The 24,354-nt window shown below is 41.4% G+C and carries 21 protein-coding genes, 1 pseudogene and 1 riboswitch; of the genes and pseudogenes, 8 read left to right on the top strand and 14 right to left on the bottom strand.

All coding sequences use genetic code 11. The features are described from left to right. Positions 1-9: 9 nt before the first annotated feature. Positions 10-372 carry a MerR family transcriptional regulator gene (locus L1077_RS17565; protein ID WP_237138263.1) on the bottom strand — a complete coding sequence of 121 codons (363 nt, stop codon included), beginning with the start codon at positions 370-372 and terminating at the stop codon, positions 10-12. 78 nt (positions 373-450) lie between these two features. Here L1077_RS17565 and L1077_RS17560 point away from each other — a divergent pair, with 78 nt between their 5' ends. Beyond that, entirely contained in the window at positions 451-1,266 is an 816-nt protein-coding gene (locus L1077_RS17560; RefSeq protein WP_237138262.1) for an aminotransferase class IV family protein, read from the top strand. A gap of 96 nt (positions 1,267-1,362) precedes the next feature. On the opposite strand, the gene L1077_RS17555 is transcribed toward L1077_RS17560, so the two are convergent. Then, a complete protein-coding gene (locus L1077_RS17555) occupies positions 1,363-1,872 on the bottom strand; it encodes a GNAT family N-acetyltransferase (RefSeq protein ID WP_237138261.1) in 510 nt (169 codons plus the stop codon). Between the two features lie 497 nt (positions 1,873-2,369). On the opposite strand from L1077_RS17555, the gene L1077_RS17550 reads away from it, so the two are divergent. Beyond that, positions 2,370-5,153: a methyl-accepting chemotaxis protein gene (locus L1077_RS17550; protein ID WP_237138260.1), complete on the top strand. Its 2,784-nt coding sequence runs from the start codon at positions 2,370-2,372 to the stop codon at positions 5,151-5,153. A gap of 70 nt (positions 5,154-5,223) precedes the next feature. Here L1077_RS17550 and L1077_RS17545 read toward each other — a convergent pair whose 3' ends face one another. The 3 genes from L1077_RS17545 to L1077_RS17535 form a co-directional block, all read right to left on the bottom strand. Next, complete coding sequence (locus L1077_RS17545) at positions 5,224-5,742, bottom strand: hypothetical protein (RefSeq protein ID WP_237138259.1); 519 nt, start codon at positions 5,740-5,742, stop codon at positions 5,224-5,226. Between the two features lie 108 nt (positions 5,743-5,850). Further along, complete coding sequence (locus L1077_RS17540) at positions 5,851-7,143, bottom strand: S41 family peptidase (protein ID WP_237138258.1); 1,293 nt, start codon at positions 7,141-7,143, stop codon at positions 5,851-5,853. Between the two features lies 1 nt (position 7,144). Next, entirely contained in the window at positions 7,145-7,747 is a 603-nt protein-coding gene (locus tag L1077_RS17535) for a hypothetical protein (protein ID WP_237138257.1), read from the bottom strand. Between the two features lie 332 nt (positions 7,748-8,079). Here L1077_RS17535 and L1077_RS17530 point away from each other — a divergent pair, with 332 nt between their 5' ends. Further along, positions 8,080-8,685, top strand: coding sequence for an HAD family hydrolase (locus tag L1077_RS17530; RefSeq protein ID WP_063364218.1), 606 nt, complete (start codon positions 8,080-8,082; stop codon positions 8,683-8,685). Positions 8,686-8,807: 122 nt separating this feature from the next. Continuing rightward, positions 8,808-9,533: a YebC/PmpR family DNA-binding transcriptional regulator gene (locus L1077_RS17525; RefSeq protein ID WP_039610508.1), complete on the top strand. Its 726-nt coding sequence runs from the start codon at positions 8,808-8,810 to the stop codon at positions 9,531-9,533. Positions 9,534-9,588: 55 nt separating this feature from the next. On the opposite strand, the gene L1077_RS17520 is transcribed toward L1077_RS17525, so the two are convergent. After that, positions 9,589-10,296: a TorF family putative porin gene (locus L1077_RS17520; RefSeq protein ID WP_237138256.1), complete on the bottom strand. Its 708-nt coding sequence runs from the start codon at positions 10,294-10,296 to the stop codon at positions 9,589-9,591. Between the two features lie 467 nt (positions 10,297-10,763). On the opposite strand from L1077_RS17520, the gene L1077_RS17515 reads away from it, so the two are divergent. The 3 genes and pseudogenes from L1077_RS17515 to L1077_RS17505 all read left to right on the top strand — a co-directional run bounded on the left by L1077_RS17515 (position 10,764) and on the right by L1077_RS17505 (position 12,998). Next, positions 10,764-10,916: a hypothetical protein gene (locus tag L1077_RS17515; RefSeq protein ID WP_237138255.1), complete on the top strand. Its 153-nt coding sequence runs from the start codon at positions 10,764-10,766 to the stop codon at positions 10,914-10,916. After that, positions 10,913-12,349: pseudogene (locus tag L1077_RS17510) on the top strand (alkaline phosphatase D family protein). The gene L1077_RS17515 and the pseudogene L1077_RS17510 overlap by 4 nt, the downstream one beginning before the upstream one ends. Before the next feature lie 199 nt (positions 12,350-12,548). Then, positions 12,549-12,998, top strand: a complete 450-nt coding sequence (locus L1077_RS17505; protein ID WP_237138254.1) for an Hsp20 family protein — start codon at positions 12,549-12,551, stop codon at positions 12,996-12,998. Between the two features lie 91 nt (positions 12,999-13,089). Here L1077_RS17505 and L1077_RS17500 read toward each other — a convergent pair whose 3' ends face one another. The 8 genes from L1077_RS17500 to L1077_RS17465 all read right to left on the bottom strand — a co-directional run bounded on the left by L1077_RS17500 (position 13,090) and on the right by L1077_RS17465 (position 22,245). Then, complete coding sequence (locus L1077_RS17500) at positions 13,090-13,473, bottom strand: hypothetical protein (RefSeq protein WP_237138253.1); 384 nt, start codon at positions 13,471-13,473, stop codon at positions 13,090-13,092. Between the two features lie 223 nt (positions 13,474-13,696). Next, positions 13,697-13,867 (bottom strand): hypothetical protein, encoded by a 171-nt coding sequence (locus tag L1077_RS17495; protein ID WP_155735584.1) that lies wholly within the window; start codon positions 13,865-13,867, stop codon positions 13,697-13,699. A 105-nt stretch (positions 13,868-13,972) separates the two neighbouring features. Then, complete coding sequence (locus L1077_RS17490; RefSeq protein ID WP_237138252.1) at positions 13,973-16,204, bottom strand: DUF4955 domain-containing protein; 2,232 nt, start codon at positions 16,202-16,204, stop codon at positions 13,973-13,975. 88 nt (positions 16,205-16,292) lie between these two features. Beyond that, a riboswitch (cyclic di-GMP riboswitch) is annotated at positions 16,293-16,391 on the bottom strand. Between the two features lie 270 nt (positions 16,392-16,661). Further along, entirely contained in the window at positions 16,662-17,921 is a 1,260-nt protein-coding gene (locus tag L1077_RS17485; protein ID WP_237138251.1) for an ATP-binding protein, read from the bottom strand. 29 nt (positions 17,922-17,950) lie between these two features. Next, on the bottom strand, positions 17,951-18,643 hold the full coding sequence (locus L1077_RS17480; protein WP_237138250.1) for a response regulator transcription factor: 693 nt from the start codon (positions 18,641-18,643) through the stop codon (positions 17,951-17,953). 10 nt (positions 18,644-18,653) lie between these two features. Next, positions 18,654-19,022 carry a DUF3019 domain-containing protein gene (locus tag L1077_RS17475; protein WP_237138249.1) on the bottom strand — a complete coding sequence of 123 codons (369 nt, stop codon included), beginning with the start codon at positions 19,020-19,022 and terminating at the stop codon, positions 18,654-18,656. An 8-nt stretch (positions 19,023-19,030) separates the two neighbouring features. Next, a complete protein-coding gene (locus tag L1077_RS17470; RefSeq protein WP_237138248.1) occupies positions 19,031-19,879 on the bottom strand; it encodes a MipA/OmpV family protein in 849 nt (282 codons plus the stop codon). Positions 19,880-20,067: 188 nt separating this feature from the next. Continuing rightward, entirely contained in the window at positions 20,068-22,245 is a 2,178-nt protein-coding gene (locus tag L1077_RS17465; protein WP_237138247.1) for a malate synthase G, read from the bottom strand. A gap of 230 nt (positions 22,246-22,475) precedes the next feature. Between L1077_RS17465 and L1077_RS17460 the strand changes: the two genes are divergently transcribed. Continuing rightward, positions 22,476-24,080, top strand: coding sequence for an isocitrate lyase (locus L1077_RS17460; RefSeq protein ID WP_237138246.1), 1,605 nt, complete (start codon positions 22,476-22,478; stop codon positions 24,078-24,080). The last annotated feature ends 274 nt before the right edge of the window (positions 24,081-24,354 follow it).

Here is a 24,354-nt window from a genome sequence, read left to right as displayed (position 1 = left end):
AAAGCGAACTTATACATTATCAGCCGCTTCAATTTCTTGTATAAATCCACTTAGCACGGCTCGATTTTTTGCTAAACGCGCGGCTTTTTCATCGACCTCTCTTAGCTGGCTGTGTAATAGCACTCTTAACTCATCACAAGGTTCAAAAATGGGCCGCTCGCCTCTAATACAAGGTAAAAAGTGCAATATGGTACTTAGCGTCATACCCGCTGAACTAAGCAATTTAATGCGCTCTAACGTCAATACCTCACGCTGATCATAGTCGCGATACCCTGCGACGGTACGACGTGGCGTTAACAGCCCTTGCTCTTCGTAATACCGAAGCATGCGCACACTCACACCGGTTTGCTCAGATAGTTCACCAATTCTCATCTTTACTCCTTGACCCTAACAGCACTGTCAGGGTTTATCGTATTGGCTTCTAAATATGGACTCAATGGAAGTAACACAATGACTAATAATGAATTCTCAGAAAATACATTTATCAATGGTGAGTATCAAACCAACTCGGCACTTAACCCTTTAGCATTTTCTGGCTTTGCGCACTTCAGTGCGATGCAAGTCAGGGAAGGTAAAGTCAGAGGTATGGACATACACTTAACGCGTCTGCGTAAAGCGTCGCAAAAGTTATTTAATAACGCGCTCTCAGACCAGCAGATACGCACTTACATCAGAGAAGCTATTAGAGAAAGCCCATTAGATTGCTCACTGACTATCACTCTGTACTCTTCTCACGGTGAATTTACTGCTCATAGTATGAACACGCTTCCGCAAGTGCTCGTACGTACCTGTGCGCCTTCAAATGGTCCTGATGGACCGTTACACCTCACCGCAATTAAACACCAGCGACCTATGCCTGACATAAAGCATGTAGGAGAAATTGGCAAAACTTTTTATTTACATAGAGCCATTGAAAAAGGGTTTGATGACGCGATATTTTTTGACGAGCAAACAAGGATAAGTGAGGGGACAATTTGGAATCTCGTCTTTTGGGACGGACACACCATTATTTGGCCAAAAGCTCCTATGCTACAAGGGACCATGATGAGCATATTGCAACGACAACTCACCAGACTTCAGATACCACAGCGCACCATGCAGCTTAAACTGACCGACCTTAACATGCTCCGCGGTGCGGCGGTAATGAACTCATGGACGTCAGGGATAACTGTAAAGGGCATTGACAGTACTGTTTTTAAAGACTCAGATACACTGAACGCGCTGTTGCATAAAGCATATCAATACGAGCCATTAGAGGAAGTTTAGCGCCTTAACGACAGGGAGCATCAATAGACCAATTGCCTTTTAGGCCAATACTGTTGATTGAACCATAGAGTCATGCAAAAACGGCACTCAGCTATATTAAAGTTTAAGGGCGTAAACACACATTTTTCTGGTTGTATCTGAAATATCCAACGTGGTTGGCGCAGTACTTTGCAATATCGCGCCTACTTTTTCAGCGTTTCGAATACTGGCTATGTTGTCTTCTAAGCAATGAAACTCAAGTGTTTTTGCACCTTGAGATTTTATCCAGGGAATGAGTTCATTTAAAACTCGTGGAATGACCTGCTGTCCTCGAGCCTTCTCACATAGCCAGTACCCAACCTCACACAGGCTTGTTACCGAGTCTATATACTTCACACCAAAGACACCACTGAAGCAACCGTTCACTGAGATGGCTATCCACCTTGAACTTGGCTCAGCACTGTTAACTCGCTCATCAATATATCGCTGTGCACTATCAACACAAGTCACCTGCTTCACCCAAGGCAAATTGCGCTCTAAGCTCATCCTGTTGTGCTCTACTGCATCATACAGTTCGGCACTATGATGTAACCCCAGTGACGTTAATTTAATATCAGGTAAAGTCATAGATCTACACCCTTCCTTGCAGCATTATTATTCGTAAGTCTATTCTTTGTTTCTTAAATAAGAACATCACTGTACGAACAAAAAACCATGAAGTCAAAGCGACTATGTTCAGGTTAGGGCAAGTTTTGTAGTCATAAAAGCTGTATTTGAAAAGAAAGTTACAAAGCGTAACACGCACTCACAAGGGTTTGCACACTGCATCGAGATTGCAACACAGGTTTTAGATAGACTTTACCTCGTTGAGTAAACACATATACACCTACAGTTTGTAGATACGTTTATTGTAGTTATTTAACATGTTGATTTCCCTGTCTTAAAAGACTTTTGGCGCACCTTTGGTGCGCTTTTTTTCTTTGTCTACGTTTCACAGCCCAATGTAAATGACGCATATAAGCTCCAAAACAACCGCAAAGCTTATCAATCAGCTTGCGAGTGGCACGCAGATAAATTTCTACTATATTTCTGACTAATAACAACATTCATTAATTAGGTGCCCTATGATATTTTCATCAAGGACAGATCGTCAGAAATTACACTCCCTCGAAGCCAAACTTAACGTCTTTTTTGAAAATCAGTCCATCATAGAACTCAATGACGATGGAATAATCACACATGCCAGTACACATTTCTTAACACAAATTGGCGCGCAGCACAGTGACATCATTAATCAACATTATAGTCGCATCATAAAAACTCGACTCAGCCTAGATGAGCAAAACGGCCAAGAAGTTCAATTACGGTGCTCAGAGGGCTTGGAACTTTGGTTTCAAGTACATATTCACTCTACTTATGACCAAACCACACGCTCTCAGAGTAGATTATTATTACTCAACAATATCACCAAATATAAAAACAGCAGTATTGACCAACTTGGGCAAATAGAAGCAATCGGCAAATCCCAAGCGGTTATCGAATTTAATATGGATGGCACGATTATCCACGCCAATGATAACTTTTTAAAAGTAATGGGCTACACACTTGATGAAGTTGTTGGCAGGCATCACTGTCTATTTGCAGAGCCTGAATACGCGCAAAGTGAAGATTACACACTATTCTGGCAACAACTAAATCAAGGACAATTTAGTACCGGCGAATTTAAACGACTGGCAAAAGGCGGCAAGGAAGTTTGGATCCATGCTTCATATAATCCTATTTTTGATGCCAATGGCAATCCTTATAAAGTCGTAAAATATGCTTCAGATATTACCCAAACTAAATTACAGGCAGCCGACTATCAAGGGCAGCTTGAAGCCATCAGCAAATCTCAAGCAGTGATTGCGTTTAATATGGATGGCACCATCCTAGATGCCAATGACAATTTTTTATCGACTATGGGTTACACCTTAGATGAAATTAAAGGTCAACATCACAGCATGTTTGCCAGCCCAGAGTATGCAGCAAGTGCTGAATATGCTGCATTTTGGGCTGATTTAAACGCGGGACGCTACTTTACGGGAGAATACTTGCGTCAGGGCAAGCACAGTAAGGAAGTTTGGATCCAAGCCTCTTATAACCCAATACTAGACCTTAGTGGTAAGCCATTCAAAGTCGTTAAGTATGCTGCAGATATTACAGAGCAGAAAGGTCAAGCGGCCAATTATGAAGGTCAACTCCAAGCGATAAGTAAGTCCCAAGCCGTGATTGAATTTAATATGGATGGCACCATCATAGATGCTAATGAAAACTTTTTAAAAACAACCGGCTACACACTGGATGAAATCAAAGGTCAGCACCATAGTATGTTTGCCGAACCTGATTACGCTCAAAGCCAAGCATATGGCGACTTTTGGCAACAACTCAATCAGGGTAAGTTTGATTCTGGAGAGTATCAGCGTATAGGTAAGCACGGTAAAAAGATTTGGATCCAAGCAACCTATAACCCGATATTTGACGCCAATGGTAAGCCTTTCAAAGTCGTTAAATTTGCCACAGATATTACCGCACAAAAAATACAAAGTGCTGATTTTGCAGGGCAGCTTGCCGCCATTCACAAGTCTCAAGCGGTGATTGAATTTAACCTAGATGGCACCATCATCGATGCCAATGAAAACTTCTTAGCAACAACTGGCTATACACTTGCACAGATCAAAGGGAAACATCATAAAATGTTTGCTGAAACAGATTATGCAAACAGTGAAGAGTACCAAGCGTTTTGGCAGCGTTTACGCCTCGGTCAGTTCGATAGCGGTGAATACAAGCGCATTGCAAAAAATGGCAAGCCAATTTGGATACAAGCTTCTTATAATCCCATTTTTGACGCTGAAGGGAATCCGTTTAAGGTCGTTAAATACGCCACGGATATCACAGCAAGAAAACATGCTGTCTCCAGTATCAAGCAGGCGATTATGGCACTTTCACAAGGGGAGCTCACACATACCATTGAGGAGGATTTAGGCGTTGAATTTAATGTTTTGAGAGACGCCATGAACAGCTTAATGGATAACTTAAGTAGCATGGTACAAGAAATCACAGAAGCCTCAAACAATGTATATCAAGGCGCTCAAAGCATCGCCGTTGGCAACCAAGAGCTGAACAAACGGACAGAAAACCAAGGTGCGAGCATTGAGGAAACAGCTTCTACCATGGAAGAGTTAACAGTCACCGTGCAGCAAAATGCAAAAAGCGCAAAAGATGTATCAGATCACGCAGATGAAGTAATGAAGAAGGCACAACAAGGGGGGGAAACGGTCTCCAATGCGGTTGCAGCCATGAATGAAATCGAAACCTGTAGTAATAGTATTTCGGATATTATTGGAGTCATTGATGAAATTGCCTTTCAGACCAATTTACTGGCACTCAACGCCTCTGTCGAAGCGGCAAGAGCAGGGGAGGCTGGCAGGGGGTTTGCCGTTGTGGCAAGTGAAGTACGTAATTTAGCGCAGCGCAGTGCATCTGCCGCCAAAGAGATTAAAGGGCTCATTCAAGACAGCTCTCAAGCCGTGTCCAAAGGGAGTCAGCTTGTCTCTGCATCAGGTGACACCTTTAACCAGCTCATCCAAGTCGTTAAAGAAGTGAATGTGATGATCACAGAAATTACGTCCGCAAGCCAAGAACAATCAGAAGGCGTGGCCGCAGTTTCCTCAACCATAGCGCAAATGGACAATGAGACCCAAAACAACATGCATTTGGTTGAGCAATCAACGCATGCAAGTCAGGTCATGAGACAACAGGCACAGCACTTGCTGCAGCAAGTCGCTAACTTCAAAACTCAACCACAGACGAAACAGGAATTGTTACCCGCACCAGAGACGAGGGGAATGTTGAGGCTTAATGCAGGATAAGCTTCATCTGCGTATCAGTTGAATAAGTCACAGCTTAGCTGTTATGTAGGCTGTGACTAACCCATTCACTTCAAAACACTTGGGTAACATAAAAATACCCGAGGGCACCCTTTTGCGTTGTGACTTTAAGGATTTGACCAACTTTAAAGTGCTCTCGATGCTCAGGTAGATAATAGAGCGTGCTTGCCTCATTCCAAAGTGTGTAGTACTCAATAAAACTGTAACGCATTTTAAACTCATCGACATGCTTAACTGTGTAAGTATCGATCCGATAATCCTCTATCTTGATACTATTGTTGATCAATATAGCGAATATCATCCCAAACAAAATATAACCACATGTCGTGATTACATAGTTTGATTTACGCTGAAACCATGGCATCTTTTCTTGCTCAATGAGCCATTGCATACTTTTTTTCGCTTTATTGTATTTGAATGAGTAGTAAATAAAGGCAGCAACAATACCTGTAAAGCCACCCCAAGCAACTAACTTTTGGCCATTCACAACACTTTCTGTGAGCAAAAAATTAGCTTGGAGAATAAAGCTCAATAATGCAATTGGAATAACAAAGCGTGATAATAACTGCAAAATGTAAATAACTCCTTTTATCTTCATAGCAACAAATTTAGTAATGATGAGGAATCAAACACATATATCAGTTTAATGACTAATATATGTGTTCAAATCAACTTATTATTAATTGGTTTTGCTTGCTAACTTTGACAGATAACGTAAGCCAGCCTTTAGCGCAAGATCTTCGTTCTCAATATTGCCGACATGATCGATAAGGATATCAGGTAAAAATGCTTCTCTGGGCGTGCCATTGATATGAAATAGCTTTTCAACGGGGATCACCACATTTAGCTGAGAGTGCGTCAGTGTATGCCCGGAAATAGCACCTAGCAACTGCGCCATAGGCGTACCAATGACAGTCGCACGTTGCATACCGTGTAACCCTATGGTCATTCCCTCTCCCATACTCCCTGTCCAACGATTGCTGAGCACCACCAACGGCTTAGTAAATGTCTTATCGCCTCTAGGGTACACAAACTCTTGCCAGCGTCTTTTCACACCAAACTCGTGTTCTACAGCCACCAGCTCATGCTCTTGATAGGGAAAACGCTCAGAGATAAAGCGGCTCATTATGCCACGTGCCACATCGCTGTTACCGCCACTTGGCGTATTGCGTAAGTCTAAGATCAAAGCTGATGCTTCTTTATACTTTGCCAGCGCTTCATCAAAGGCGGGGATCAACGCATTGTTACCAAGACTGTTTTCGGGTCGAATATAAGCAATATCTCCTATCCATTCACTGGTCAATATGGGTTTTTCTTTGATGATTTCATCAACAACTTGCTGAGTATCTATGGTGAGGGTTTGTAACTGCCCTTGCCACTTTACAGTCACTGTCATAGTTTGGTTTCGAGTACCAGTTAGCAAACGGTTAAGCACCCAAGTCTGAGCATTTTGCTGCCCAGATACATTCGCTGCCTTAATGGCATCAAAAACGGCTTTACCATCGATTTTTTCAATCGTCATGCCAGCTCTAAAACCAACTCTAAAAGCATAACCATTGTGCGGTATCGAAGTGATCACCGCCGTCTCACTTTTCACTTCAGCCCACATAGTTAAAGCGGTCGGCATAGGCAAGTAGTAATCTCGAGGACGCGGTCTTATTTCACTGTGTTGGTCGTAAAAAAATTCAAAGCAATGATTCAAGTGTCCTGATAGCGCATTCACCGTTTTGATTTGAGAGACTTGCTTTTGCAAACAAGCATCAAATGATGCTTGGTGTACATTTTTTTTATCGAGATAAGCATACCTTTGCTTTAAAAGCTCAGTAAACTCTCTAATATCTTCATTGACTTGCTGAGTAGACAAAGTTGGCGTACTACCTTGTGCAAAGCTACAGCCAGACACCATCATCGCACTGCAAAAAAGCGTATTTGCTATATGAACTTTCGCATTACGTGGCATTTTAAATATCAATTTAACTTCCTTCTTCTTCAAGTTGAGCCTCTCGCTCTCGCAAAGTTGCTTCCAGTTCATTTAGTGAAATCTCTCCTTGTTGATAGCGCTGCTCTTGTTCTAAAACATACAGCACAAAGTTTAAATTCGACAAAAAGAGTTCGGGTCTGTGCGTATTTGCGCGCTTCATTAAAATGAGTGATTCACTTAATTCTTTCAGTGACTCTTGAGATAAGTTTTTAATAAACAATTGCTGAGACATTAATGCATCGAGATACTCGGGATAGGGTAGGGGGTTATCTTCAAAAAATTGTGCTTTCGTATGTTTCGTCTCAGAACCCGCCTCATTTTTTTGGTAAAACGCCATCACCGCTTGACTATAGTCAAGGCTTTCTGTCGCTACTGCTTTTGCAGCATGGAGCAACTTTATTAAATCACGGCGTTCTTTTTCATCTTCATGGTAGTTGCTAATGGCTATTGCCAATAATACACCAATAAGTGTTGCGACCATGGTAAGTGCGAAGTTACATGCCAGTTCATTGGCTTTTGTAAACTGTCTAAAAGAGGGTATAAAAAATACGGTACAGCAGGCAATGAGAATGACAGTAGTAATTAAATAAGCCAAAGTGGACACCCTAGTTATAGTTATTGTGTGGTGTTTTTTATTACTTTAACAGTCAATGATATGAATTTTAATATAAATTTAAAAGAACAGCTTATTTACGCAGTCACGTTACACACATGCACTCGATGCATTTAAGCGAGTTGAATTAGTCGATACGCGCTTTTCTTTTATCGCTAGTGAGCATCATAAATTGCGCAATTTTTATGACGCTCAGGTAAGTCCTGTGACATCTGTTGATTATTTTTTACTGTGATCTTTGCAACCTTATATGACGTACTCTATGGTTAAAGGCAGGCAGAGTGTCTTGCTACGGAATACGAGGTAAGAAGCACATGATTAAAGGAATTATTTTTGACTTGGATGGGACCTTGGTGACATCCAATTTAGATTTCGCAATGATGAAAGCCCAGCTAGGCTGCCCAAGAGATGAAGATCTGCTCGGGTTTATTGAGGCACTGCCGTCTCCCTACATGCGTGAAGAAGCCATGTCACTCATTCACCAGCATGAGATGCAAGATGCCCATCAAGCAGAGTTTTTACCTGGTGTTAAGCAATCTATTGATGCGCTTCATAGCAAAGGCTTTCCTATGGCCATCGTCACACGTAATTTTGCAAAAGCAGCAAAAATAAAGCTTGCACGATGCAAGATGCCTATTGATATTATTTTGACACGTGATGATGCACCCGCTAAGCCCAACCCAGCGGCACTCAACCTTGTTGCGCAGCAGTGGGGATTAAAAAATAGTGCGTGCATGTATGTCGGAGACTACTTGTACGACATAGAGGCTGCAAACAATGCCAGCATGATATCTTGTTTATACACACCAGAAGTAACACCTGATTACGCGCAGCAAGCAGACATGGTTTTTCGCCACTGGGAAGCTTTTTTACCCTTGATAGAGCAAAACAACGTCAATTTTCAACACCTGTTAGCCTGACATACTCGTTTTATCGTAATAATCCTGTCTTATCACCAAGCTCATGCCCGATAGGGTATAGCCCAACGCGTCGAGTCTTGTTAGAATCTTGTGCAATTGAATTTCAAATAACGAGAATTAAGATGGGTAGAGCATTTGAAGTCCGCAAAAACGCCATGGCAAAAACGGCAGCGGCAAAAACTAAAGTTAACTCAAAATATGGTAAAGAGATCTATGTAGTTGCTAAAAATGGCGGCGCAGACCCTGAAACAAATCTATCCCTTCGTCGTTTGATCGAAAAAGCTAAAAAAGATCAGGTTCCAGCACACGTTATTGATAAAGCCATCGAAAAAGCAGCTGGTGGCGCTGGCGAAGACTACTCACCAGCACGTTATGAAGGTTATGGCCCAGGTAACTGTATGGTTATCGTTGACTGCTTAACTGACAACCCAAATCGTACAATCAAAGATGTACGCCTACCGTTTACTAAAACTGACTCAAAAATTGGTAGCCCGGGCTGTGTAGCACACATGTTTGATCATTTTGCTATTTTAGGTTTTGCTGGCGACGATGATGAAGCAGTGCTAGAAGCATTAATGATGGCTGACGTTGACGTAACTGATGTCGAAGTTGAAGACGGTAAAGTATCTGTATTTGCACCTAATACAGAGTACTTCAAAGCAAAGACTGCATTAACTGAAGCATTTGAAGGCATTACATTCGAAGTAGACGAAATCACATGGATCCCGCAAACTCATGTAGAAATCGAAAACGAAGATGATATTGCTAACTTCGAGAAGTTCATGGGCATGCTTGAAGACTGTGACGACGTACAAAACGTGTATCACAATGCTATCGTTAAAAAGTAATCGATAAAATTACTTAAAAAAGCCGGAGTAGATCCGGCTTTTTTATAATTAAACGTTAAAAATCAAAGGTTCGAGACACTGAAAACGCAATGCGCTCGTCCGATGTATCCGAATCAATTGAAGTATCTTCAGCAGCAATGGCTAAATCAAAGCCCGCTAAGCTGGTGGAGTATGCTATTTCATAGTGATGATAAGAACTGTCCGTGCCATCCCACGTTTCATCTCCGCCGACATAATTAGACACCGTATAACTCACAGAAATATCGTGATTTTCAGCCACTTCAAATGTATGAGATAAGGTTGTGATGGTATGTTTTTCATCTAAGCCAGCATAATCCCAGCTATACCAGAAATTAAATTCAGTAGTACCGAGTGCATTATCAAAACCAAACTTTGTGTATGCTTCTGGATAATTGCTATCACTAGAGTCATCGCCACCATGGTAACTATAATAAGCAATCCCAGTATCTAGGCTAAGCGACTCAGTAAGCGTCCACGTTCTGCCAAAATAGACGTCGGCTTCAACATCTGTCCCATTGTCAAAGTCAACATTTGAAGCCCAAGAGCCAGCATACCAGTTAGTTTCAGAGTTGCTATAATCGAGACTGGCTTGCAGTGCAAAGTCATTTTCCGTTTGGCTAATACCGTTGAATGTATAGTCAGAAGCACCTGTAATAGTCGAGGACCAATCACTTGCAATAACCGTATTAGCTACCAGTAAAGCAGACAGTGTAGACAAAGTGAGTCGCAGATTTTTTTTCATAATATTTATCTCAAACGTACGGTGTTCCCGAACCTATTTAGTTTAAAAGTCATAATTGCGCCGTCTATAAACTTCATTAGCATCAAGTTTAGTGTAACTAACCAGTTAAACAATACGTTTCCTATCGCTAAAAAACACTCTATACATATTCCAACCGGTTAAAATTTCAATAAACGCAACACACAGCACATAGACAGGCTCTATAAAGACGCAAGACTTTATCAGAAATTAACTAAAAAAAATCACAAAAAATTATATAACTCATTATTTTTAATAACTTAATATTAAATAATCGACCATTTAAAAAGCGTCTCATGACATAAAGCTTAAAATTTACTCGATACAGATACTATGCCTATATTTTCATTTATAAATTTAAAAAATCTCAAGATTTACGATAAACAAATAAAAAATTAACAACAAATGGATTAAATAGACAAAAAACACCAAAATTAGAGTAATTACTTATGAATATTTCCCGTCGCCAGTTTATTAAAAGCAGCATGATCATCTCGAGCTTACCATTGAGCCTATCGCTATCAGGCTGTACCTTTTCAGAGAATCCTTTTGGCCATGGTGTTGCAAGCGGCGACCCTTTATCGGATAGCGTGATATTGTGATATTATGGACTAGGGTCACGATACCTAAAGAAGTAAAAGCACGGCTAGATATCAACACATTAACGGTCAAGGTAATTTGGCAAATAGCAACTGATAGCAGTTTTTCTAATATCGTTTCCAGTGGTCATGTCCTCACAAGCCAAGCGCAAGACTTTACTGTAAAAGTAGATGCCAAAGGCCTACAAGAAAACACACGATATGTATATCGATTTATTATCGATGAGCTCGATGAGCCAATCATCTCACCAACTGGAAAAACCAAAACCCTGCCAGAATATGATGTCAGCACAATCAAATTAGCGATGGCATCATGCTCTCACTTCAGTTACGGCTACTTTAATGTGTATGCACGTATCGCAGAGATTGCAGACTTAGACGCTGTACTGCATCTGGGTGATTATTTATATGAGTATGGCAATAAAGACATCTACAGAAATCCTTTTTTATGGAATCGTAAAGTCACACCAAATCACGAAATGGTGACATTATCCAACTACCGCCAAAGACATGCTTGCTATAAAACGGATACTGATCTACAAAAACTGCATCAAACCCACCCGATGATCTGTATTTGGGATGACCATGAGTTTACTAATGACACATGGCGAGAAGGTGCAAAAAATCATAATGATGGAGAGGGCACATGGCAAGCGCGTAGCCGTGCCGCCATTCAAGCCTACTATGAATGGATGCCAATAAGAGAGCCTCAACACACTAACAGAGAAAAAGCATACCGCCGTTTTCGATTTGGTAACCTGGCTGAACTTAATATGATAGACACCCGCTTTATTGGTAGAGATCAACAAGTCGATGTGAAAGACCCTGCACGCCTAGACGAACAGCGCACATTACTCGGCTATGAGCAAGAACAGTGGCTACAAGACAACTTGTTAGATGGCAAACGCAATGGCGTAACATGGCAGTTAATTGGCCAGCAAGTACAAATGATGCAAATTCAGATGCTTGGTAAGCCTATTTATACAGACTCTTGGGATGGATATCCAGCAGCCAGAAACCGACTATTAGATTTTATTGAACACAATCACATCAATAACGCCGTTTTATTGACCGGAGATGTGCACTCGTCTTGGGCTGCTAACATCTGCAAAGACCCTTACGACTGACGAAAATACAACCGTTTTACCCATGATGGTGCCGTCGCTGTGGAAATCGTGACTTCATCAGTGACCTCACCTTCTATCCCTGTGCCGGGACTACAGCAGCTAGTCGGAGACGTTGGCAAAATCTTAATGCCTGAGAACCCACATATTCGCTATATTGATCTCGCAAACCGAGGGTTCGTGACATTGGAAATCAACGAAGAACGACTACAAGCCAATTGGCATCACGTGCCTTTTGTTGGCTTCAAAAATGACCAAGTACATATTGGAAAGCGCTTTACTGTATATTCAGGCGAATCCAAACTATGCTAAAACTCTCCGGAAAAGCCCGATAAATTGGCTTTTTAAAATTTATTTTAATTTTTTACTTGAAAACTATTTGCCCCGTCCATAGATAGTATTGTGAGGACGCCGACAGGGTCCCAACCAAAACAAATGTTATTTTTTTAGTTTGTTTATCAGTTCAAAAGAAGGGTAAACAAACATTATCGCTTATTAAGAGGATATTATTATGCGCAACGTAGATCTAACTCCACTATACCGTTCATTCATTGGCTTCGATCATTTAGCGTCACTTATGGACCGCGCTGCTCACAATGGCAAGCAGGCAAGTTATCCACCATACAACATTGAAGCTCTAGACCAAGACAAGTATCAAATCACCATGGCCGTGGCCGGGTTCAGCGAAGATGAACTTCACATAGAATCAGAGAACAATACGCTCAGAATCAAAGGCCAGAAAGACAATAAAGATGACAGTGCAGAGCGTAAATTTATTCACCAAGGCATTGCTGAACGTAATTTTGAACAAAGCTTCCAATTAGGAGATCATGTTCGAGTCATTGGTGCAGAATTAGAAAATGGTTTACTGGTCGTCAAATTAGAAAGAGAAGTGCCAGAAGCATTAAAGCCAAGAAAAATTGAAATTGGCCAAGGAAAATTGCTCGAAAACGAGCGCTAATCTCAGCGAGCAACCTATTTGATTACCCCCTGGATAAAGTCGCTATATGCGGCTTTTTCTGTTGCCGTAAACCCCCTTTACAAACTGTCACTCATCGCTTTCTTTCAATTCCACACAGTTCACTATCTGAACATGACTTTGCAGATTCCTCAGTGCCTTTTGCACCTTGCTCCGAGTGTGTTCTGTCACCGCATTGTTCTTTATACTCAATTGAATCCTGTATATTGTCATATATATAAGCAACTGATGAAAATGCAGCAGATGTTGCGGCCACCAATGCAGGAATATAAATATCATTTGGATAGTAAGGCGTCACATTAGACGCTTCATCAGCAAAGACGATGACATCAATATCCGTTTTTTCTCGCACAATATCACAGTGCTCATCTAAATAGGCGGTTTTTTTCGGTGCAAAAACACAACCACTCAAGCCAACTGCAACCGCTAACACTACACTTTGTTTATAGTTTTTCAAAACAATCTCACACATTCTAACTGAAAATTGAATATAGCAGACTAGATAAACGAAATTTGTAACAATGTGTAGACTATTTAACCAACTACTTAATGGCTGAATATTTAAAAAGGGTTTAAGTTGAGCTGGGTGAGTTAAACAATTGAAAGAAAAAACAAGCAACACCTAAAGTTGCGATTTAACGCTCGGCACACTAGGTATGCACCGAGCCTCACAATCAACTTTACAGTACGTCTTTGCTACATAAATCCATGTTTGCTTTATCTTTAAGCTTTAAGCAATACATAGAGGTTTCGTTCACTTCAATACCATTAACCATAAAGGTTGAGAACCAGCCAAAAACTAACGCCAAAGCCACGATTGCATACTTTTTATATGGAGGTAATGTTGTCATGTTTAATACCTTACTACTTTCTTGTCGGCCTTCTATTGTGGCCAAATAAATCTTGAAATTAGGTGCCAACGGCTTGTATCCAGCTTGGTAGGCACCTTGTAAAAATTAGCGATATACGCGAACGTTTCTTACTTCACCTTTGAACGGATAAGTGTTCTTTGGTGTAGAGCCAACGCTAAGTGGCACGTCATTTTGCTTTGGTAGCACAATGCTCTTACTACCCATTGACTGACCATCAATGCTCAGAGATAAAACATTACCCTCTAGCTGCATTTCAAGTTTGTGCCATTGACCATCAGCAAAATTACCTGCATTAACGCCTTTGCCATTGATACGTGCACTGATCACGCCTTCTTTATTTACTTGGATGTAATATGCGTTTTGTGTACCGTAATTACCTTTCGATAACATAAAACCCGTTTTAGCCGTGCTGAAATTATCGTATTTAAACTCAAGCTCGATTTTGCTAAATTGGTCGATGTCACCAAGCTCAATACGCTGATCAACGCCGTTAAATGTACCTTGGTATTCACCATACACTTTGCCGTCTTGCCCTTGACCTGACAGGTCACACACATTGCCTTTTAATGACCAAGCACCAATTAAATTGTCACCAGTCACTTTTTTTGCACAGCGGCGTTGCTGTAACTGTTGCGCGTATAAACTTTCGATATCAGTGTGACTTTGCACATGTGCTTGTGGCTTATCAGCCAAACTTGTGTCATATCTTTGCTGACTCTCAAAGCCATTAAAACCAGCACCTTTTAAGCCAACTACATATGGCATGATCACACGACCATACTTGCTGTCGTGGCGCATAAACGCCCACTTATCAATAGACTCGTTTTGTGCTGTATTGGTGATGTTCCAAAATACTAAATGCTTAAGGTGGTTAGGCTGTGCACCGACAGAGCCGCCCATAAAGCCATAATTCCAACCGCCAGTGCTGTTTTCAATTAAATTGCTGTAAGGCATATTGGCATGCAAGTTATGGAAACGATCAGGAGAGTGCGTTGATCCAGAAATTACGTTACCCGCAGCTTTATGAGAAAAGCCCGCTGCATGCCAGTGCTCAGCTTGATCATCAATGTTTTGTGCCAAAACATGGGTCGATGCATTAATGTCTAAGCTGATATGGCCTGGGTTACCCGTAAACGCTAAGTCTTTTAGGGTCATCGCAGCACTGTTTACCACAGAAACGCCTTGGTTTAAGTCGATAAACTCCACGTTTTTAAGCCATGCATGCGCAACGCGAGAGAAACGAATAGCGCTCCACCCACCATCATGCACACCACTTTTATGATGTTTAAATGATTCCTGCCAATTACCTTGAATTGTTAGGTTTTCAACACCGATATTTTGCACCAGGCGTGCTTGTTTCAAACCCCAGTACCCATCGTTTTCAACATCATGATGAATAACCGCGGCGAATGTCACTTCATTACCTTCAATGGCAGTAATTTGATGAAATTCTTGTGAGCGAACCCCTTTTTTGATCATGCCCCACTTACCATCTAACTTATAAGGTGATAATGCTTTGGCAATCGTCTCTGGGCGAGGATCAAAACGAGACAGCTGCACCCACTGACCTACTTTAAGTAGAGATGTATCACGAACTTGCACAGAACGTGTAGATTGTCTTGGGTGGCTAGAAGTAATATCAGTAATAAAACGCTCTTTGCTAGGAGAGGTTACTGACTCACGCACACTTTTCACTTTAGGATCGCGGTTAGCGTAGTTATAACCAATCTCAAATAGATAAGGACTTGTCCACATTTTGTTTGGATAAACCAAATCTAAATGCTGGTCCATTTTTAAAATACTCAGCTGGCTCTCACCACGCAATATCACGTTACCACGTGATATCTTAATAGTTGCGCTTTCACGACTCTTACGACCTTCGACAGTATCGGACTTATCTATATCTGCAACATCAGACAAAGTGTTCAAGTCATACGTACCGTTAGGGAAATAAATAACTGCGCCTTTACCACCCTCATCGATGTGCTTTTCAGCTGCTGCAATGGCATCACGTACCGCCTGCTTGTCCGAACGACCAGGGGCAATATCTGCACCATAGCCAGTTACATCAAAAATACGGTAGCCAAGTTCATTGACACTCGGGATCGCTTGGTTTGAGAACTGGTATCCCGCGTATGAAAAGTTAGAGATGATCTGATCATCTGCTATTTGCGTGTTAGGATCTCTCAGATCTGATTGTGATGATCTAGACTCTAGGTAGCTATGCCAGAAATCGTTTGCATAGCCTTGCATTGGAAGCCAACCTGTCGCAGCGCATAGTGCTACTAGCATTGGTTTATTAGAAAATATTTTCATATCTATCCTCAAATAACTACGTTCAGTAGTGGTATTGAGTAGATCTGGCAGTCACATCCATCTTGAATATTCACAGTATCCCTAACTATGAAGCAACCCCGCTATCGTGTGCATTGCATGAATATACAGCGCATTTAGACCGGAAGCTTTGCGTCCTAGGCTTTCACCTAGTTTGCCAGTAACTACAGTTTGTGTAAATTTCAGGAGGAATGTATAGGAAGGTTCCAAATTGGTCAAACACAAATTAGAGCTAAAATCCTAATCCGTTGTACAAACAGGAATTATAAATTATTAAACTTATGTGACAGATAAAATATTCCCTTTTAAAGGTACCGATATCAGCGTATTAGGCACTGTTTTGTGTACAAAGTACGCGGATTTTTAGATCTATGAAAGCTCAAATGCAGATTATTGCAATGAAGTCGTTAGCATAATTATTCACCAATATAAGCGTCTTTTATAAGGCTGGGAACTTCACGGTTATGCAGGCACCTCCTAGTTCAGCGCAAACACCCGCAAAGATTTCCCCTCGATAGCGCGCAATAATTTTGGCACTGAATGCTAAACCAATCCCAAATCCAGTGCAGTGCTGGCGATTAAGCCTGACAAACGGTTTAAATACTTCAGCTGCTTTGCTCGCATCAATGCCGTTTCCATCATCACTGATTGCAACCACATACTCACTTTTCTCTTGCTTTACCGTCACCACACAACGGCTATGTCCATACTTCAGCGCATTATCAATGATATTAGAGATAGCCATAGTAAAATAACGTTGATCAACATGAATGAACGCTTGTTGCAATGTGATATTCAGCTCAACGGCATCATCAAAAGAGAGGTCAACCAAGTTAGGGAGTGCCGTAACCAGATCAAGCGGCTGAGGAGTAGCCTCATCTAAACTATGCTGTAATCTAGCAAAATCCAACATATGAATAAGCAAGCCTTCCATATCATCTAATTGCTGGTTTACGCGCGCTTCGTATTTGCTCCTAAGCGCTTCATCTTGTGTTTCGACAATGGTATCTAGGCCCATGCGTATTCGGGCCAATGGCGTCCTTAACTCATGGGATAACCCACCAGCAAGTAATTTAATATCATCCATGAGCAGGTTAATCTTGTTTGCCATCTGATTAAATGACAGCTCAATATCTCGAATATACCAAAGCGTGCCCACCTTTAACCTAACATCTAATTGGCCATCACCAAATTTGGCGGCTGTATCGCTTAAATGCATTAGCCTACGAACAAAAGGGGTTAAGAAAAGCACTAAAATGATGACAAGAAGAAAGTAAAAAATAAGCGTTAAAGAAAGGCGGTAATCATCTTGTTCAGCCAGCTTATTATACTGATAAACCAAAATAGTCTGATCACTGGTCAACAGATGAACTTTCACGTGATCCTGCGTCTCAAGGTAGATAGGCTCTTGTCTTTGAAGCTGCTGTTGTAATTGAATCGGCAAAGGGTACTCATCCATAGAGTGAAGGCGCACAAATGCATTGCGATCACCTAGAATTCTCTGCTGAAGTTGTTTATCGAAAACGAAATGACTTTCTTGAGATGCCATCATCTTTAATAATGGCAATGCCAAAGCAAGTTGCTCTGATACATCGGATTGTGCAGACTCCTCCGAGGAATAGAGGACATCAAATACCTGACCCAGGGCTATGCTTGCGATGATCAGCACACTTACAAGCGCAATGACAAACCTCCACATTTAAATAGACTGCCTTCTAGATAATTCCATTACCAAGTATCCTTAGACAGCTGATAGCCCTTGCCCCACACAGTGGCTATTTTGTAAGGCGCTTCTTTATCGCCGAGTTTTTTCCGTAACCGAGATACGCGCAAATCTATGGTGCGATCAAAGCCGTCATACTCAAAACCTCGTAGCTCTTGCACTAAATCCTGGCGTGTTACGACGCTCCCTGCGTGCTTAGCTAGCACCCATAAGACATCAAACTCATTGCTTGATACTTGAATATTTTGACCACCGAGTAGCACTTGTCGATTACCCATATCAACTTCAAGGGCACCTATCACTAATTTTTCATCATTAACTTCTTTAGTCACTGTGGCACGTCTTAGCAAGGTCCGCATTCGGGCTTCCAATAAACGGCCTCTCACCGGTTTTGTTAAATAGTCGTCAGCGCCCATTTCTAACCCTAAGATTTCGTCAATTTCTTCATCTCTGGCCGTCAACATTAAAATCGGCGTTTGCATTAATTGCCTCAGCGCTTTGCACACATCTAAGCCGTCCATACTGGGTAGCATGCCATCTAAAATAATGAGATCGGGTTTGGTCTTTTGGATCGCTTCAAAGCCAACTAACCCATCATGATAAACATCAACATGGTACTGTTTTGCTCTGAGATAATCCGCTATCCACTGGGCCAACTCGATATCATCTTCTACTAAAGCAACCTTGCACTGGCTCATCTGCACATCCTTAAAACATTCTCCATCGTACCGCTTTGCTTTTTCTTTTTTTATAAATCCAAGCGTATTCTATTGTTTTGGTAAAGATAATTTTTTCACTGTCGCTTTTTAGGCTAACGGCTAAATTATCCGTCATCATAATTTCGCTTTGCCATTTTCCATGTGCAACGTTTTGCCAGCAATGCAACTGCTGCTCGTTGGCAAATAAGCAATAGTTACCGACACTGTTCGTTTGCCAGCTCACAGAAACATCGACATAGCATTTTTGTCCCTGCTCCAATGCAACGCATTGCTCAGGCTTAATGTTCAACTGTGGCTCGTTAGAGGCTGCGCATGCTAGGACTGGCGTAAGGAAAAAAACAGCAATATATTTTTTCATTTCGCCTCCTAAAACACGTAGCTCATGGTAACGCTAATATGGCGACCAAGTCTGCTTCGATTGGAGATGGTGTTAAGTGCATCTAACGAATACGGACTATCGTCTATACTGGTGGCATAATCAGTCAGACCAATAGCGCCATCAACCACCCAGCGCTTGCCAACTGGCGTCGTAAAGCCCAGCTTTAATTTGGTGTTCACCCCACCAGAGGCTTGATAAGGATCTACTCTTGCTGATTTGTAAGGCACACCATAGTAATAATTAAGCATAGCGCTGTTACGATATTGAAAGCCGACCGAACTATAAAAGTGCCAATTTTTATGTTGCCATGATTTCGCAACCCAAAAAGAGGCGTAAGTTCCCCCATCATATTCACTATTGTCCGCTTTAGGTGCAAGGATGGTTTGAATTTGATAGCTGCCTATAGCGCCAGTGACACGAAGCCCTACATACCCAGTCAAATCCCTCTCATCATATGCATTTGATACATATCCATAGTAAGAAATGTGTGCATGCGCAGCCGAGAAAATAACATCAAACTCCCACTCGCTAGAATTATAAAGGTTGTAGCCCATCGCCCATTGCGGCTCAAATTTACTGTCACTCCCAGGCACTTCAACAAACAGTCCATTTTCAAAGTAATAATTACCGTTGATATTTAAAATTGGCCGAGTGGCAATATTTGTAAGTAATCCCCCACCATAAGAAGCACCTAAACCTAATGACAGGAACCCGCCTGCTTCGCGCTTATTTGAAAACCCTTCCCAGAAGCTAGTCTCTTCTTCTGCATAAACGGCTGGAAAATGAAAAATTGAAGTAGCCAAACATATCGGCATCCACTTTCTTTTAGAGTACATAGCAGTTTCTTATCTTTATTATTAGCTAACTAATGTATTGAATTTATGGAAAAATAGCGTGTGGAATTATAACAAACTGTATCAATTTGTATCTAACAACAAATCATCAAAATAAGATAGGTAATTGGAAAGGGGGTTTACAAAAGTGCTCTGGCTAAAGTAATTCAGAGCACTTAACAGAAGAAAGATTAATGAGTCTGTTTTTTCAGTCTGCGATAATAATGTAACAGGGGTTCCGTATAGCCATTAGGTTGTTGCTTTCCTTCAAGTACAAGCGAAACGGCAGCTTGGTATGCGAGACTATTTGAATTTGGGTGACCATCTGTACACATGGGGACGTAATTGGGATCATGGCTATTTTGACTGTCGACCACACTCGCCATTTTCACAAATGTCGCCAGCACCTGATCTTGAGTACATATTTGATGTTCCAACCAATTGGCAATGTGTTGGCTCGAAATTCTTAATGTCGCTCTATCTTCCATTAATCCAACATGAAAAATATCAGGTACTTTTGAACACCCTATTCCTTGATCAATCCAGCGTACCACATACCCCAATATACCTTGAATATTATTGTCCAGTTCTGCTTGTATCTCAGAGGGAGAGAGAGGCATATTGTCTTGCAGTAAAGGAGGCGTGAGTAACGCATCTAAACAATGACTTTGATGATTGAGCAAGGTGTTTTGCAATGCCTGAACATCTGTCTCATGGTAATGAATAGCATGAAGTGTTGCAGCGGTTGGGGAGGGTACCCAAGCTGTGCTTGCACCAGCTTCCAATTGCGCCCCTTTTGCATTCATCATGTTTGCCATTTCATCAGGTTTGGGCCACATACCTTTACCAATTTGAGCGCGACCTTTAAATCCGCAGGCTAATCCGGCTTCGACATTCTGTCTCTCATATGCAGAGATCCAAGGTTGGGTTTTGATGTCTTCCTTAGGTTTCACAGCACCTGCAAGCATTGAAGTATGAATCTCATCACCTGTTCGATCTAAAAATCCGGTATTAATAAATACAACACGCGCCTTAGTCGCTTCAATACACGCTTTTAAATTCACCGATGTGCGACGCTCCTCATCCATGATCCCCATTTTTATGGTATTTTCAGGTAATCCGAGCATGTTCTCTACTTCGTCAAATAATTCAGCAGTAAAAGTAACTTCTTCCGGCCCATGCATTTTAGGCTTCACTATATTAATGCTGGCAGTTTTACTATTTTTATACGGGCTATTTCCCTGTAAATCATGAAGCGCAGCAGCTGAAGTTACAACAGCATCCAAAATACCTTCATACACTTCATTGCCATCCGCATCAAAAACCGCAGGCGTTGTCATTAAGTGTCCAACATTTCGAACAAACATCATGGCTCGCCCGCTTAAGGTTAATGATGATCCATCAATGGCATGATAGTCCCTATCTTCACTTAAACTTCGAGTTATTTGCTCGCCATTTTTTTCAAAGTGAAGAGTAAGACTCCCCTTATTCAAACCTAACCAGTTTCGGTATACCAAAACCTTATCTTCAGCATCAACCGCTGCCACTGAGTCTTCACAATCCATAATCGTGGTCAATGCAGACTCCAAGATAACGTCTTTGATCCCCGCTTTATCCACTTTGCCGATCGGATCATCGTGATCAACACAGATCTCAATATGCAACCCATGATGTTTCACTAAGATCACAGCTGGATTTTGCAACTGCCCCTGAAAACCTATCAATTGAGATGGGCTTGCAAGCTGCACTTGGCGACTATCATTTAAAGTGACGATTAATGCTCCATCAACTATGCCATAATGGGTACTTTCTATGTGAGAGCCTGCGCTCAGAGGCAGTACTTTATCGAGTAACTGCCTTGCATAGGCCATTACTTTAAAGCCACGTACAGGGTTATATTTACTGCCCTTTTCAGCACCATCCTCTTCGCTAATTAAATCAGTCCCATAAAGTGCATCATACAAAGATCCCCACCTTGCATTGGCGGCATTTAATGCAAAACGCGCGTTGTTCACTGGTACCACGAGTTGCGGTGCCGCAACGTGGGCAATTTCCGGCTCAGATACTTCAGTCGTTATTTGAAAGTCTTGAGGCTGAGGTAAAAGGTAGCCTATTGATTCCAAAAATGTCCGATACTTTTTAGCACCCCAAACTGGGTTTTGAACATGGTAATTATCTATCTGGGCTTGCAGTTTATCGCGCTTGTCGAGCAAAGCATGGTTTTTTGGTGAGAGCTTGGTCACAATACTTGCTAAACCTTGCCAAAAAGCATCAGAGCTTATTAATAAACCATCAAGTAACTCCTGCTCCACAAAGTCATAAAAGTCAGCATCAATGGTCAGCCCTGCCTGTTTCACAGTTGCATTCATAGCTATGTTCCTAGTGCAATTTTTTTGAACGGGTTATTCAAAAATAAAGCAATTTATCCAAAAACAAACCCCTTGATCCATTCATAATAAATATACTGACAATAACAACTATAAATTTAAAAAATTTTAAAAGCCGTTCTAGTGTTTAATTAAGCCGCAGCAACTCTCACACAAACGCTTTGGCACAACCAATTTAATTTAGTGTACAACTCGTTCGAAGGATATTTATCATGAGCAATTATCAGTCTCAAATTGACCGCTTTACTACCCTATGTACAACCAAAGATCATAACTGGCAATCTATTAACCCTGAATATGCCAGCAGAATGCACTTACAAAATCGCTTCAAAACAGGGCTAGATATTGCCAAATACACCGCCAAAATCATGCGTGAAGATATGGCACGCTATGATGCTGATCCAGCACAATATACGCAATCTCTTGGCTGTTGGCATGGCTTTACTGCGCAGCAGATGATGATGGCAATAAAAAGACACCAAAAAACAACAAAGGGTGCTTATGTCTATCTCAGTGGCTGGATGGTCGCTGCGCTGCGTTCTGAATTTGGCCCGTTACCTGACCAAAGCATGCACGAAAAAACCGCGGTGCCTAAATTAATTGAAGAGATTTATACATTTTTAAAGCAAGCTGATGCAAGAGAACTCGACCATTTGTACAAGGCGCTCGATGACGCAAAAGCCAAAGATCAAGATACGAGTCAATTACAGTCTCAGATAGATAACTTTGAAACGCATATTGTGCCAATTATTGCTGATATCGATGCAGGATTTGGGAATGAAGAAGCGACCTACTTATTGGCAAAGCAGATGATAGAAGCGGGCGCTTGTGCAATCCAAATTGAAAACCAAGTCTCAGATGCCAAACAATGTGGCCACCAGGCTGGCAAAGTGACCGTGCCACACGAAGACTTTTTGTCAAAAATCAATGCTGTGCGATATGCATTTTTAGAGCTCGGCGTTGAAGATGGCATTATTGTCGCAAGAACAGACTCTCTGGGTGCTAGCTTAACGCAAAAAATCCCTGTCTCTAAAGAAGTGGGTGACATCGCAAGTCAATATACTGCATTTTTGGATACACAAGTCATTCATGACGTAGACCAATTACAAGATGGGGATATGGCAATAAAATTAAATGGCCAACTACAAAAACCAGTACGTCTAGACAATGGCCTATACCAGTTTAAAGAAGGCACTGAAAAAGACAGAGTTGTACTTGATTGTGTTACTAGTTTGCAAGCGGGTGCTGATCTACTTTGGATTGAAACTGAAAAGCCTAACGTTGAGCAAATTGCTGAGCTCGTAAATCGTATTAGAGAGCAAGTACCTAATGCCAAGTTAGTGTATAACAACTCTCCGTCGTTTAATTGGACTTTGAAATTCCGTGAACAAGCTTACGAGACACTCAAGGCACAAGGCAAAGATCTATCATCTTACCCAGACCCATCACTTGACCCGAAAGCACTCATGGCACCCGAGCTAGATTCAACTGAGCTAGCAAAAATAGCCGATGAAAAAGTAAAAAGTTTCCAGCTAGATGGCGCGACTCATGCAGGTATATTCCATCATCTAATTACTTTACCAACCTACCATACTGTGGCACTTAGCACTGATATTCTCGCCGAGGGATATTTTGGTGACTTAGGTATGCTGGCATATGTCAGAGATGTTCAAAGACAGGAGATACGCCGAGAGCAAGCTTCAGTCAAACACCAAGACTTGGCGGGTTCTAATATTGGTGATACGCACAAAGAGTACTTTAGCGGAGACAATGCGCTCAAAGCGGGTGGTGAAGCCAATACGATGAATCAATTTTAAATAGTTTAATCCCAACTTGGGCCTACTGGGCCCTTTTCTACATCTCATCTTTATTAAATCAAACGGCAGCATTTAAGATCACACTTTTACTTACTAGCCCAAATACAGATCAGAAATATACTAGCGTGCATGCTCAATACAGATCTAAAGTATAAATTTGAGTAACATGTCAATTTTTAACCCAAAATAAGTCATTAAAGCGCTCAATTGCTCAGTGAATAACAACAATGACCTTATCACTACCATTATAAAGCAAATTTTTACCAACTATGCC

Source organism: Pseudoalteromonas luteoviolacea, assembly GCF_021654285.1.
GTDB classification, from domain to species: domain Bacteria; phylum Pseudomonadota; class Gammaproteobacteria; order Enterobacterales; family Alteromonadaceae; genus Pseudoalteromonas; species Pseudoalteromonas luteoviolacea_J.
The sequence above is the reverse complement of the archived record's forward strand: the minus strand, read 5'-3'. Positions and strand labels throughout refer to the sequence as shown.